Below are 13892 nucleotides of genomic sequence, written 5' to 3' on the forward strand. Positions count from 1 at the left end.
GCAGCGTCAGATGTGTATAAGAGACAGGATCGAAATACAATTCATCCGGCGCCGACGGCGCGTAGTCCGCGTACATCGTGAGCAGGTCGCGTGCTTTCTCGACCGGGAATGTCAATTTACCGGCCACGACTTGCCGCTGCATCGGATGCAGCTTGAACTGGAAATTGGTGACAACGCCGAAGTTGCCGCTGCCGCCGCGCAGCCCCCAGAACAAATCCGGATTCTCGCTCTGGCTCGCATGACGCAACTGACCATCGGCTGTGACCACATCCATGGCGTTGAGATTGTCGATGGCCATCCCATACCGTCGCGCGACTCGTCCGAATCCGCCGCCGAGCGTCAGCCCTCCTACCCCTGTGTGCGACACAGTGCCGAGCGGCGTGACCAAGCCTTGGGTCATCGACTCGCGATCCACCGATCCCAACAGGCTGCCGCCTTTGACCGACACTCGACGCGCCACCGTGTCGACCGCCGCGCCGCGAAAATCCTTCAGATCGATCTGCATGCCGCGCTCGCAGGTCGATTGACCGGAGAAACTGTGCCCGCCGCATTTCACTGCCAGCAACAGGTTGTGTTGACGCGCGAAAATCACGGCCTTCTGAATGTCGGAAACGTCCGTCGGCTGTACGATGAGCGCCGGATGTTTGTCGAAGGAAGGATTCAACAGCAGCCGAGCTTCATCGTATCCAGCATCGCCACGCAGGAGCAGTTGTCCTTGCAACGACTCAGCCAGCTCACGAACTTCTGCACTTCGCAGCGTCATGGCGCTGCCGTCGGCAGTCACTGCGGGAACATCGGCAACGGGCCCGGAGCGGGCCAACACCGGGACGAATCTCAATGTCGGCAGTGCGGCAGCGGCCAGAATCGCGTAACTGACGAACTCGCGGCGTTGCATAGGCACCCCGATGTTGATGCGCAGCACATTTATTCTTTTGCGCGCCGGTCTGCGCCGGCGCTTGCTCGGCCACGAAAGTAGATGCGCGTGCGCTCGTGAATGCAACTCGCGCTGTTACTACTGTCTTTGGTCAGGAGGTGTGCCTGGGGCACCAATCACGATGAGCTGACCTTCCGCCGGAGAACGCCGAGATCACTTGGGTGCTTGATAGATCTGGATCAGATTGCCGCAGGTGTCGGCGAACACTGCAATGGTCACTGCGCCCATATCGGTCGGCGGCATGGTGAACACGACGCCACGGTCTTTGAGCCGACGATGCTCCGCCTCGATATCGTCCACTTCGAACGCCGTCGCTGGAATGCTTTGCTGGAACAGGCCGGTCTGGAAGGTCTTGCCGACTGGATTCGCGTTGGGCTCGAGCACCAGCTCCACATCGGGATGCCCGTCCGGTGCGACCAGCGTGAGCCAGCGGAAGCCATTGCCGACATCGATGTCCTTGCTCGGCTTGAACCCGATCACTTCGGTGTAGAACTTGAGCGCGTGGTCCTGATTCTCGACCAGGATGCTGACCAGCTTGATCTTCAAACCCACGGTGTGCCTCGGCAAGTGTTGGATGGAACTTACGGAGCTTGCCTGAGCCTGCCGCAATGCGCTTCTCAAATACTGCGCATCGGCTCCGGCCAGTACCGCATGAGCATGAAGCAACCGGGATACAGTGTGGGCGGCAGGGTCCCCGGCACTTGTATCAATACGCGCGCCTGGCGCCGGAATACGGACGGAGAAACGCCGACTCGTTGCGTGAATACGTGACTGAACGTGCCGAGGCTCGCGAACCCCGCGGCCGCACCAATGTCGGTGACGGCCATGGAATCGGTAATGAGCAGGCGCTTCGCCAACTCCATCCTGGCAGCGATGCGAGTCTGTTGTGGCGTCTGGCCGAATACCGCTTTGAACGTGCGGTTGAACTGACCGGGCGACAGCGCCGCCTCGCGTGCCACGCGTTCTAATGTCAGCTTCTCATCCAAAGCGCTATGTAGCAGCTCCCGGGCGCGGGCGAGCCGGCGAACCGTGGAATTTCCGCCCGGGGCTGCGGTGACGATCATCGCCCTATCGTACTGACTTCGGGCGCTCCTTCAACAGCAGGCGCTCGGCGTTGTCCCAGCGGATTTTCCGGATCTCTTCCTCGGTCAGGCCCAGCCGACTCAACGCATCGACGGCTTTCTGCAGCGACATTTGCGGGAAGTCCGAACCCAGCAACAAGTTGTCGATACCCACATTGCGCAGGGTCCAGACGAACTCATCCTTCAACGGCGAGTCAGCGAGCAGCACGACGGTCCCCGAGATGTCGAAATGGAAATTGCTCTCCATCAACCCCTCAGCCGTTCTCGCCAGCGGCAGAATGTTCCAGAAGCGGAATTCGAGCGCGCCGAGATGCGTGAACACGAAGTGAGTCTTCGGCGCCTGCAACGCGAGGTTGAACAGTTTCGGGTTGTCGCCCGGCAGGATGTTCGCGTTGTCCATCAGCACGACGAAGCCGAGCTCGCCGGCTCGTTTGCACAGGGCGAGCACGCGCTCGTCCGCCGCATCGAACTTTTGAGTGTGCGGATGTAACTTGATGGTTCGTACGCCCAAACCGGCCAGACGCTCCAGCTCGGCGAAGGCCGCTGCGCCTTCGTAAGGGTGCACGGAAGCAATCGGCAGCATCTTCGGATAGCGCTTGCTGAGCGCGATCAGCTCGTCATTCTTGGCCCGAGTCTCGGCCACCTTGCCCAGCACCGCCATGTGAATTCCGCCGAAGCCGGTTACTTCCAGCCCCGCGGCAGCAACTTGAGCGAGGTACGCCTTGACCGACTTCTCGCCTTCCCAGATATGGACATGAACGTCGAAAACCTGCTGTCGATCCGCCGCTCGAGCCAGGCATGAGAGCGACAGCAACAGCAACGCCAGCAACAATCGATGTTTCATCTAAAGCCAACTCCTCTCAAGGTATCCGTACGCCGGCAGGGAGTGTGCGCGAGACGCTATCTCGCGGGCAAGAGAATCAGGACGATCTTTGTGACAGCTCGAACCGCAGCCAGGCGCGGGCGTGGGTCCATTCGCGCTTCACGGTGTCGTCGGAGAGGCCGAGCGCCTCGGCGGTTTGCTCGATCGTGAGCCCGAAGCAGCGCATTTCCACGATTTGCGCCTGGCGCGGATCCAGCACTTCCAAACGCGACAGGAGCTCGTTCAGCGCCTCCCGGTCCTCAAAGATTTCGCTGGTCGAGAGCATGCCTGGGCGCTTGGCACGCCGATCTTCCGCACGAGCAGCGCGAAACCGGCTCATAGCCGCCACCGCAAGAGTGAAGAACTGCGCCCGCTCCTGCCAGTCGATGGGCGGTGGCGTGCCTCTATCTCGCGGCTTGCGTCGCACGGTTCGGTCCCCAGAACCACTCGATGCGTGCCTTCTGTCGCTGCTCACGCAACCATGATTCGAACAGACGCGTCACGACGGCACCGCGCAGATGCGGATTGCCCATCGCAGGCTCGACGGAAACGACATCGATCACGAGACACTCATCGCCCTCGTCCAGCGGACCGAACAGATCGCCGGCAGAGAATGACAACGAATCCTCCGGCATGCGTGCCGCCAGTCGATGGCGCAGCTCTTTACGATAGAAGAATTGGGTACGTCCGCTGCTGTCGCTGAACACAGCGTCCTCGGCAACGTGCAAGAACGACCGGGAACCCTCGCGGACAGCGTCTGTGAGCTGTCGCGCAGCTCGCGCATCCGGCGTTTGCAGAACTCGGGTGTTGATGACGTCGAACTCGTCACAATGAGACTCGAGATAGCGCTCAACGTCCTCGCCTACGACGATCTCGCGCAGTTTGGCCGCACGAGCAAGGCGCCCGGCCAGGTCCGTCAGGCCCTGCATGCTCATGCCGCTTTCAGCCAGCCAGGCATGCGTGTCGGCCGCCGTCAGCAGTCCGCGACGTCGCCGAAGATCGTTCACCGCCGTCTGCACCTCCGCCTCGTCGACTTCGATCTGTCGGCGCTCCAGCTCGGCCTCGATCAGACAACTGTCGATCAAGCGCCGCATCAGCGGCTTGCGCTGCCAGAGCAGGTCGAGATGTCGAATCGCGTTTTCCACCGGCATGACGATTCCGTTCACACGCAGCAGCTCGGAATCGCGCCACGGCTGCAGCCCACGCAGCGGCCAAGGCAATGCGTCGTCGTGACAGACGCTCAGCGAGACGGTTCCTTGGAACCCTGGCGGCCGGATCAACGCGTCGTAGTGCCGCGAGCCGTCGAACGCCTGGTCATCCCAGATCAGCTCGATAGACGCGGCCGGATGACGCGAGCGCACGGCGTTCACGCGGCCGTGAGCTTGCGACGGCGCCACGCCCTCTTTGGCAATTCCTTCGAGACACGACAGAACATCTGTCACGACCGAATGATGGGTCTCAAGCATGGGCAAGCTCCGCAACGGGCAATGAGTGCCCGCGCATGGGGGACATGAGCAAGTCGGCAATGGCGTCGCTGATGGGCAGTCCTGCGACCTGTTCGATCCAGGCATACTCGCCCGCCGCATTGAGCTCGAGGAACACATAGCGATCGTCCGGTGTCAGGATCAGATCGATCGTGCCGTAGGTGAGGCCGAACTGCGCGACCAGCTGCACGCAGCGCTCGGCGACATCACGCGGTAACTGATGTGGGTGATGCGGCGTCGAGCCGAGATCGTAACGTCGCCAGTCGAAGTGCGTGCGATTCGTTTGCTGCGAGTGAATTTCCGCGGCGAAGACGCGATCGCCTACGACAGTCACGCGCAGCTCGAGGCGTTTCGGCACGTAGGCCTGGAAGACGATGGGCGCAAGACTCACCGATTCGGCGTGCATGACATCGCGACGCGTGACGCCGCACGTCAGCCGGGAAAACTCGGTGCCCATACGCTCCCGGAGCGTGAGGTTCGCGGTAATCTTGTGAATCAGACGCCCCTCCTGCTCCCGATACAGATCGAGGAACTCCAGAGGGTCGTTGGTAAACACCGTGGGCGCGATGTCGAAGCCCAATGCTTTGGCACGCGCCATGTGAGTCGGCTTGCGTTGTGCGATCTTCATGTTGGTCGGGCTGCCCGGCAACATCAGACAGTCCATGCTGTCCCAGAGCGCGTTCAGGAACTCGCCGCAGTCCTGCTCGACGACGGCCCGCACTTCTTCATCCGTGATCGACGGATGCGCGGTGGATGCAGTCGGCCGACGGAACAAGATGGAGGTGACCTCGTCGAAGCGGACCACCTGTCCGTCCACTCGCAGAGCATAGCGTGGCACACCGTCGCGGTACGACACGCTAATGCGCGCCTCCGAAGGAAAGCGTCCCGTGTCGAACAGCATGACTTCGACACCCCTGCTGCGCAGGCGCCGTTCGACAGCCAGTGCGCTCGGATCGGTGGCGGCGGATACGATGAGAATCATGAGTTGCTCGTTATCGCTGCAAAGAGCGCGCTCCACCGCAACGGCGGAGCGCGCACGATCATCGATCGGCGATTAGCCGCCGCCGATGACGTCCCACTCGTCGACACCAAACCGGCCGCAGGTGAAGGTCGGCACCATCTTCGCGCCGCCAGTCACAGCCTGCAGCTCTTCTTGGCTCAGCTCGACGCCGACGGCCTGATCCAGATCCTTGATCTCGATGCGAATTTCGTTAGTCATGATCCTGTTTACCTAATTGAGTGAATTGCATTGGAACGGGCCTGCTGCGCGAGGCCCTCCCCCTCCGGAGGGAGGCGTGTCCGATGCCGCGAGTGGGCCCTTGCTCGCGATTCCGGGACATTCGGTAGTGCGATGATCCGGCCGGCCATGGCGATGGTTTCCGGACGATGCGCAATGATGATTCGGGTCAGCGACAGCGACTGCACGGCTTCATTCACGCCGCGCTCGCAGTTGACGTCGAGGTGGCTGGTTGCCTCGTCGAGCGCCAGGATTCTCGGTTGTTTGTACAGCGCGCGAGCCAGCAGCACTCGCTGCTTCTGCCCGCCTGAGAGCGCGTCGCCCATGTCGCCGATGAGCGAGTTGTAACCCATGGGGGTGGCCGCGATGTCGTCGTGAATCACGGCCAGCCGCGCACACTCTTCGATACGAGCCTGGTCGGCATTGGCATCGAAGAAACAAATGTTGTCGGCGAGGGAGCCTGCGAACAGCTTGTCCTCCTGCATGACCGCGCCAATGAGATCGAGATGCGCCGGGGCCAGCTGGGCGATGCTTACGCCGCCGATCAGCACCTCGCCTTCGGTCGGCGTGAGCAGGCCGAGGAGCAGTTTGAGCAGCGTCGTCTTGCCGCAGCCCGACGGGCCGACGATGGCGACGGACTCTCCCGCCGCAATCTTGAAGCTCACGTCGTGGAGCACCGGCGCGCTGAAGCTCGAATAGCGAAATGTGACATTGCGAAACTCGATGTCGGGCACGAGAGTCGACGCGACCTCGTTCGTGCCAGTGGGCTCCGGCTGCGCGAGTGCGATGTCGGCCACGCGCTCGGCATGCAGGCCCAGCATCTTCAGCTCGATGGCCTTGTCCGTGAACGCGCCGACGCGGCTGACAAAAGTCGTCTTGAACGACACGAATGCGAACAGCATGCCGACGGTGAACTGCGCATCGAGCACCAGCAGTGCGGCCAACCAGATGACGGCGATGTTTTCGATGCCAAACAGCGCGCCGTTCAATCCCCGATACAGAATGTCCAGCCGCTCGGTGCGAATCGCAGCGTTGAAGTTACGCACCAGCAGGTTCTCGTGCATCGTGCGCCGCTGCGACTGACGATTGAACAGCTTCACGCTCTGGATGCCGCGGATGGTCTCCAGAAAGCTGGTCTGCTGATTGGCGGCGTGCGCGATCTGCTCCTGCTGAGCGTAGAACAGCGGGCGATACAACGCGGCACGCAGCAGTGCATAAAGAACAGCGGCGACGCAGACGATGGCGGTCAGCGTGCCGCTGTAGGCGACCATCACGCCGAGCGTAACGAGTGCCATCAAACCATCCACCAGCGCTTCGACGAAGCTCGAGGTGAGCGTGCGCTGGATGGCATTGAGCGACTCGAAACGCGACGACAGATCGCCGAGATGCCGTTTCTCGAAAAATGCCATCGGCAGCCGCAACAGATGTGCAAACAAATTGGTCACCATCTGCGCGTTCAAGCGTGTTCCCAGCACCATCAACACCCAGGCGCGCGCCGCCGTGACGCCGACTTGAATCAGCGCAATCATCAGGAAGCCGAGCCCGAGCACTGTGATCAGATCTCGATCCGCCGAGACGATGGCGTTGTCCACCACCAGCTGCGTGAAAAAAGGCGCCAGGATCGTGAGCACTTCGAGCGCCAGCGCCATGCAAAAGATCTGCAGCAGCGTGCCCTTCATGCCGTGAAAACGGCCCAGCAGCTGGAACACCGAGACTTGCTGACGATCCTGCTGCGGTTGGAACTCTTCGAGCCGCGACAGCTCCAGGCAGACGCCGGTGTAGTGCGGCGACAGCTCAGCCAGCGTGAGCACCCGTTCACCGCAGGCCGGGTCGTGAATGACGGCACGGCCGCCACGCATTTCCGCCAGCACGACGAAGTGATTGAAGTTCCAATGCAGGATCGCTGGCATCGTCACTCGCGGCAGCGCTTCGAGCTCGACCTTCATGGGCCGCGAGCCGAGTTGCAGATGACTCGCCACCTGCATGATGTGCGCCAGCGTCGCGCCCTGCATGGAGAACGAGTAGCGACGGCGCAGCGACGCCAGGTCGAGATCGTGACCGTGATACCCGGCGACCATCGCCAGACAGGCGAGCCCGCATTCGGCGCTCTCTGTCTGCAGCACGACTGGCGTGCGTCGTTTACCGGAGAAGTTGAGCTGCATGACTCAGGTGACTCACATGCGCTTGGTCACGGACTGCAGCGGCTCGATCGCCCACTCGATCAGGCGGCGGCGCTCCAGCGACAGCGACGCATCCAGCTGCATGCCAGCCTGCAGAGGAAAATCCATCGCTGTGGTTTTGACCTGCTGTGAGGCCAGACGCACCGTTACACGATAGAACGGCTCTTTGGATGCCACCGGCAGATCGAGGTCCTCGGGCGCCATCAACGTGCGAGCGATCTCGACAATCTCGCCGTTGAAGCTGCCGAAGCGCTGATACGGAAACGCCTGGTAGCGCATCCACACCTGATCGCCGATATCGATGAAGCCGATGGAGCTGCTGGGCACGAGCAGCTTCGCCTGCAGCTCTGCATCCTTTGGCAGGATGGCGAGCAGCGAAGTGCGATCGGTAACGGTCTGGCCAATCTCACCGGCGATCGCGGTGACGGTGCCATCCGCCGGCGCGGTAATCACGATCGAGCGGCGTGACTGATACTCCGCCCGCTCCTGAGCCAGCGCCAGCGTTTCGCGCTCGATCTCGGACAGACGCTGACGCGCGCTGATCTCAGTGGTCGCGAGTTCCTGACGATGCGACTTGATGTCACGCTCGAGTTGCGTACGACCGCGACGCAGTTCCTGCAATCGCGCTTGCTGTTCGAGAGTTTCAGCGTACTTCTGGTCCGCGTCGATCTGCGACACGAAGTGACGCTCGAGCAATTCGGCATGGCGACGGGAGATTCGTTCCGCGTTGGCAGCACGCTCCCGTTGCAGCGAAATCGAATCGTCCAGTTCCCGCAACTCGCGCTCCCGGCTGAGCAACGACTCCCGCAACGAGGTGGCTTGCACGGTCGCGAGCTTCTGCTGATCGGCCCGCTCGGCTTCGAGATTCTTCAAGCGCTGCTCGAGCTGAGCGATGGCGGTCGCCTGAGTTTCGGCAATCTGCGTCGACGCGCCTTCCTGCGACACGACGAACAACGCATCGCCGCGACGAACTGTCTGGCCTTCGGTGACCCGGCGCTCCACGAGCGTGCCGGCGTGCGGTGCATACACTTTGATCAGACCCGCACTCGGCGCCAGATAGCCCTGCACCTGCGCCTTGCGCACCAGCTCTCCGAAGCAAGCGAACAGCACCAGCGCGACGACGATGCCGACCGAGATCGCGGTCAGGCGCGGAAAAGAAACCGGATGCGCCGCCAGCGACTCGCCGACCAGAGACAGCCGGTGAGCATCTACTGCTTCCTGGCGGAAGAGCGTGCTTCGGGGACGGCTGGGGGCTGCGTTGACGGGCTCCATACCGGATTGAAGCGAGAACCACCGTCAAAGTGGCTCAGCCCGAGACCTGGCCTAAAGGTCAATCGCGACGACCCGCTGTTCGAGCACGGCTTTGACGGCGGCGACGACACGCTCAGGCACGAACTCGAAATAGCGCATCAGATCCTTGGCCGGCGCCGATTCCCCAAACCGATCGATGCCAACCACGACGCCGCGCCGACCCACATACTTGCGCCAGATGTCGGGCACGCCGGCTTCGACGGCGACGCAGGGCAGCTCAAACGGCAATACCTGGTCGCGATACTCGGCATCCTGGCGATCGAACGCCGTGGTTGAAGGCATCGAGACCACCCGAACTGGAATGCCCTCGCCCGCCAGCGCCTTCTGCGCCTCGACCGCGAGCGCAACCTCTGAACCCGTCGCAATGATGACGGCACGCGGCTTGCCTTCCGACTCCGCCAGCACATAGCCGCCGCGACGGATGTTTCCAATCGTCTGCGCATCGCGATCTTGGAACGGGACATTCTGCCGGCTGAGCACCAGGCTGGTCGGCCCACTGGTCCGCTCGATCGCCGCGCCCCAGGCGACGACGGTCTCGAGGCTGTCGCACGGTCGCCAGACCTCCATGTTCGGAATCAATCGCAGCGTCGCGACGTGCTCGATGGGCTGGTGCGTCGGACCGTCCTCGCCCAGTCCGATCGAGTCATGAGTGAACACAAAGATCGAGCGCAGTCTCATTAGAGCAGCCATGCGCAGAGCGTTACGGCAGTAGTCCGAGAAGGTCAGGAACGTGCCGCCATACGGAATGAATCCGCCGTGCAACGCCAGCCCATTCATGATCGCGGCCATGCCGAACTCCCGCACGCCGTAATAGATATAGTTACCCCCGCTCTTGGCAGTAACCGCGTGCGAGCCAGACCATAAGGTGAGGTTCGAACCGGCGAGGTCCGCCGAGCCGCCGATCAACTCCGGCAATGCGGGCGCGATCCCCTCGATGGCCTCCTGCGAGGCCTTACGTGTCGCTATCGATGCAGCTTTCGCTTGCGTGCGTGCCATCAGACGGCGGATGTTCTCTGCGAACTCATCGGGCAATGCGCCCTGCATGCGACGCTCGAGCTCCTCACTCAATTCCGGGTGAGCCGTTGCATATGCAGTCAGCTTCTGTTGCCAGGCTTCCTCATAGATCGCCCCGGCCCGCCGCGCGTCCCACAGCTCATAGATATGTGCAGGAATCTCGAAGGCGGAGTAATTCCATCCCAGTGCCGAGCGCGTGGCGGCGACCTCTTGCTCACCGAGCGCCGCGCCATGAGCATCATGACTGCCGGCCTTGTTCGGCGATCCCTTGGCGATGACGGTCTTGCAACAGATCAGCGAAGGCTTGTCGGGCACCGACTTCGCCGCGCGGATGGCGTTATCGACGGCGTCGCTATCGTGCCCGTCGACGTTCGGCACAACGTGCCAGCCGTAACTTGCGAAGCGTCGCGGCGTGTCGTCGGTAAACCAACCCGACACGTGGCCATCGATCGAAATGCCATTGTCATCGTAAAAAGCGATCAACTTGCCCAGCTCGAGCGTACCCGCCAGCGAACACACCTCGTGGGAAATGCCTTCCATCATGCAACCGTCGCCGAGGAACACGTAGGTGTGATGATCCACCACCTCGAAGCCCGGACGATTGAACTGCGCCGCGAGCACCTTCTCCGCGATCGCCATGCCGACGGCATTCGCAATGCCCTGCCCCAGTGGTCCGGTGGTCGTTTCCACGCCCGGGGTGATGCCGTGCTCCGGATGCCCGGGCGTTCTCGAATGCAGCTGACGGAACCGCTGCAGTTGCTGTAGCGGCAAGTCGTAACCGGTCAGATGCAACAGCGAGTACAACAGCATCGAGCCATGCCCGTTCGAGAGCACGAAGCGGTCGCGGTTGAACCACTGCGGGTTGACGGGGTTGTGGCGCACATGACGTTGCCACAGCACCTCGGCAATCTCGGCCATGCCCATCGGCATGCCGGGATGGCCGGAATTGGCTTTCTGCACGGCATCCATCGCCAGTGCACGCAGCACATTGATTCCTTCATGGCGCGGCCCGAGGGTGCGCGTTGATCGTTGCACGTCGAGCTCTGCGCTCATGGTATTGCCCTCAATGCACGAGTCCCGCTACGAGGACGCACACTCAGTTCCATGATCTCTTTCAAGTTGCTCACGATGGCGTCGGGCCGCAGCTCCTCCAGGGGCTGATCGCGGTGATAGCCATAGTCGACCGCGACGACCCGACACCCCGCCGCGTGCGCCGCTTGGATATCGGTACGCGAATCGCCCACCAGCAACATGTCGATGGGCTCGATTTCAATCTGCGAGCAGGCCGAATACAGCAGCGACGGGCTCGGCTTTCTATCCTCCGGGCGCGCCGGAGACAGCACGGCGGCGAAGAATCCACTGATCCCGGCGAGCTCCAGCAGTGCATGGGAGAACTTGCGCTCCTTGTTCGTCACGCAACACAAGGTGAGCCCGAGCCTGCGCAGCGTGTGCAATGTCATCACGACATCGGGATAGAGACGGCTGCGCTGGAACACACGTTGTCCGTAGAGATTCCGAAACAACGTGGCAGCCGTCTCATGCAAGCGCGCATCCGGCGTCACGCCGCTTGCAGACAGCACCCGCTTGACGAACTCATCGATGCCTGCGCCGATCAGCCCGGGAATCTGGTCATCCGTCAGCGGCCGACCGCCGAGCATGACCAGCATCATGTTGGCGGCCGCCCCCAGATCCGGCGCGGTGTCGATGAGAGTGCCATCCAAATCGAATGACACGGCGGCGACGCAATCGATGAGCTTCGGCATGGCTACCTCATGTCAGAAAGTCGGCTCCAGCAAGGCGTGGGTGGAGCGCTGCGACCTGCGCGCCAGCGATTCTTTGCGCCGCTCGATCAGCCGCAGAATCATGGGTGTGAAGATGAGTTGCATGGCCAGATCCATTTTGCCGCCCGGGCAGACGATGGTGTTCGGGCGCGACATGAACGAGTCGTGCAACATCGCCAGCAAATAGGGAAAGTCGATGCCGTGCGGGCTGGCAAACCGGATCACCAGAAACGATTCGTCCGGTCTCGGAATGAACCGTGCAATGAACGGATCGGACGTATCCACGACCGGCACGCGCTGAAAATTGATATGCGTGCGCGAGAACTGCGGGCAGATGTAGTGCACGTAGTCATGCATCCGCCGCAGAATGGTGTCGGCCACCGCTTCCGTCGAGTAGCCACGCGTGGAGCGGTCGCGGTGCAACTTCTGGATCCATTCGAGATTGATGACCGGCACGACGCCAATCAACAGATCGACATGCCTCCAGATCTCAATGTCCTCATGAGCCGCCGCGCCATGCAGTCCCTCGTAGAACAGCAGGTCGGTCGACTCGGGCACGTCCTCCCACTCGGTGAACGTTCCCGGCTTCTGCCCGTACGGCGCCGCCTCTTGATCGTCATGCAGATACTTGCGCCGACGCCCCTGCCCGCTCTCGCCATAGCTTCTGAACAAGCCATCGAGCTCGGCGAACAGATTCGCATCGGGACCGAAGTGACTGAAGTACTGATCGCCGCGAGTAATGGCATCGGCCATCTGCTGCTTCATGCCGGCGCGGTCGTAGCGATGAAAGCTGTCGCCTTCGACGAACGCGGCCGTGAGCGCCTCGCGCCGGAAGATCTGCTCGAATGTCTTCGACACCGATGTCGTACCGGCGCCGGACGAGCCCGTGACTGCGATGATCGGATGTGTGGCTGACATGGGAGTTGCCTATGCGGGGTTTCTGAGCACGCTGCGAGTGCCGAACAGCGGCGCCTTGAACTCGAAATCGTTGCACTCGCGGTGATAGCGCTCGATGCGCTCGACCTCCGCGCGTGCGCCGAAAATGAAACCGATGCGTTGATGCAGACTCTCGGGCTGAATGGTCAGCACCGGCTCACGGCCCGTGCTGGCGCGCCCTCCTGCCTGCTCGATCAGAAAGCCGAGCGGATTGGCCTCATACAGCAGCCGCAGGCGGCCGGGCTTGGTCAGATCCCGCCGATCGCGCGGATACATATAAACGCCGCCACGCAGGAGAATGCGATGAGCTTCGGCCACCACTGCGGCAACCCAGCGCATGTTGAAATCGCGACCGCGCGGGCCTGCCGCGCCTTCCTGACATTCGTGGACGTAGCGTTTGATGGGAGATTCCCAGTAACGTGAATTGGACGCATTGATAGAAAACTCCGAGGTAGTTTCCGGAATCCGCAGATCCGGATGGGTCAACATGAACTCGCCGATCTCACGATCGAGCGTAAAACCGTGCACGCCGCGCCCGGCTGTCAGCACCAGCATCGTGGACGGACCATAGATCGCATACCCGGCGCACACCTGTTCGATGCCCGGCTGTAAAAAGTGCTCCTCGGACGGGTCCGTGACACCGTCAGGACAACGCAGCACGGAGAAAATACTGCCGACCGCGACATTCACGTCCACGTTCGAGGAGCCATCCAATGGGTCGAACAACAGCAAATACTTGCCAGTGGGATACTCCGCCGGAATCGCGTATGGCTTTTCCATCTCTTCGGACACCATGCCCGCGAGCTGACCGCCCCATTCGTTGGTGCGGATGAAAATGTCATTGGAGAGCACATCGAGCTTCTTCTGCACCTCGCCTTGCACGTTGACCGCTCCCGTATCTCCATAGGCGCCCGATAGTGCGCCCTTGCCGATGAGCGTCGCGATTCGCTTGCATGCGAGCCGCACATCGTTCACCAGGGCAGTGAAATTGCCGGTCGCGCCCGAATGACGGCGCTGTTCCTCGATCAGGAATCGGGTCAACGTTCTCGGCGCGAGCGTGGTCATGTGTGC

Annotated in this window: 14 protein-coding genes; all 14 read right to left on the reverse strand. The window is 61.9% G+C overall.

From position 1 onward, the window contains the following. The coding region (locus D0550_RS33400) for an FAD-binding oxidoreductase (protein WP_153067469.1) at positions 1 to 922 on the reverse strand (922 nt) is incomplete at its 3' end. A gap of 165 nt (positions 923 to 1087) precedes the next feature. Next, positions 1088 to 1480 carry a VOC family protein gene (locus D0550_RS33405; RefSeq protein WP_116813534.1) on the reverse strand — a complete coding sequence of 131 codons (393 nt, stop codon included), beginning with the start codon at positions 1478 to 1480 and terminating at the stop codon, positions 1088 to 1090. A gap of 71 nt (positions 1481 to 1551) precedes the next feature. Continuing rightward, on the reverse strand, positions 1552 to 1998 hold the full coding sequence (locus D0550_RS33410) for a helix-turn-helix domain-containing protein (RefSeq protein WP_116813510.1): 447 nt from the start codon (positions 1996 to 1998) through the stop codon (positions 1552 to 1554). 4 nt (positions 1999 to 2002) lie between these two features. Then, entirely contained in the window at positions 2003 to 2860 is an 858-nt protein-coding gene (locus D0550_RS33415) for an amidohydrolase family protein (RefSeq protein ID WP_116813511.1), read from the reverse strand. Positions 2861 to 2936: 76 nt separating this feature from the next. Continuing rightward, complete coding sequence (locus D0550_RS33420; protein ID WP_206606712.1) at positions 2937 to 3305, reverse strand: ECF-type sigma factor; 369 nt, start codon at positions 3303 to 3305, stop codon at positions 2937 to 2939. Further along, on the reverse strand, positions 3283 to 4344 hold the full coding sequence (locus tag D0550_RS33425; RefSeq protein WP_161966208.1) for a TIGR04500 family putative peptide maturation system protein: 1062 nt from the start codon (positions 4342 to 4344) through the stop codon (positions 3283 to 3285). Before D0550_RS33425 ends, D0550_RS33420 begins: the two co-directional genes overlap by 23 nt. Beyond that, the gene (locus D0550_RS33430; protein ID WP_116813513.1) at positions 4337 to 5344 is read right to left on the reverse strand and encodes an MvdC/MvdD family ATP grasp protein; all 1008 of its coding nucleotides are present in this window, start codon (positions 5342 to 5344) and stop codon (positions 4337 to 4339) included. The genes D0550_RS33425 and D0550_RS33430 overlap by 8 nt, the downstream gene beginning before the upstream one ends. 72 nt (positions 5345 to 5416) lie before the next feature. Then, positions 5417 to 5581: a hypothetical protein gene (locus D0550_RS35120; protein ID WP_161966209.1), complete on the reverse strand. Its 165-nt coding sequence runs from the start codon at positions 5579 to 5581 to the stop codon at positions 5417 to 5419. Positions 5582 to 5589: 8 nt separating this feature from the next. Beyond that, the gene (locus D0550_RS33435; protein WP_116813514.1) at positions 5590 to 7761 is read right to left on the reverse strand and encodes a peptidase domain-containing ABC transporter; all 2172 of its coding nucleotides are present in this window, start codon (positions 7759 to 7761) and stop codon (positions 5590 to 5592) included. Positions 7762 to 7773: 12 nt separating this feature from the next. Beyond that, on the reverse strand, positions 7774 to 9051 hold the full coding sequence (locus D0550_RS33440) for an HlyD family secretion protein (RefSeq protein WP_116813515.1): 1278 nt from the start codon (positions 9049 to 9051) through the stop codon (positions 7774 to 7776). 51 nt (positions 9052 to 9102) lie between these two features. Further along, positions 9103 to 11157, reverse strand: coding sequence for a transketolase (gene tkt, locus D0550_RS33445; RefSeq protein ID WP_116813516.1), 2055 nt, complete (start codon positions 11155 to 11157; stop codon positions 9103 to 9105). Continuing rightward, positions 11154 to 11867: a phosphoglycolate phosphatase gene (gene gph, locus D0550_RS33450; RefSeq protein ID WP_116813517.1), complete on the reverse strand. Its 714-nt coding sequence runs from the start codon at positions 11865 to 11867 to the stop codon at positions 11154 to 11156. The genes tkt and gph overlap by 4 nt, the downstream gene beginning before the upstream one ends. A 12-nt stretch (positions 11868 to 11879) precedes the next feature. Further along, the gene (locus tag D0550_RS33455) at positions 11880 to 12803 is read right to left on the reverse strand and encodes a phosphoribulokinase (RefSeq protein WP_116813518.1); all 924 of its coding nucleotides are present in this window, start codon (positions 12801 to 12803) and stop codon (positions 11880 to 11882) included. Positions 12804 to 12812: 9 nt separating this feature from the next. Next, positions 12813 to 13886, reverse strand: a complete 1074-nt coding sequence (locus D0550_RS33460; RefSeq protein WP_116813519.1) for a class 1 fructose-bisphosphatase — start codon at positions 13884 to 13886, stop codon at positions 12813 to 12815. Positions 13887 to 13892: the final 6 nt, after the last annotated feature.

The organism is Steroidobacter cummioxidans (assembly GCF_003104955.1).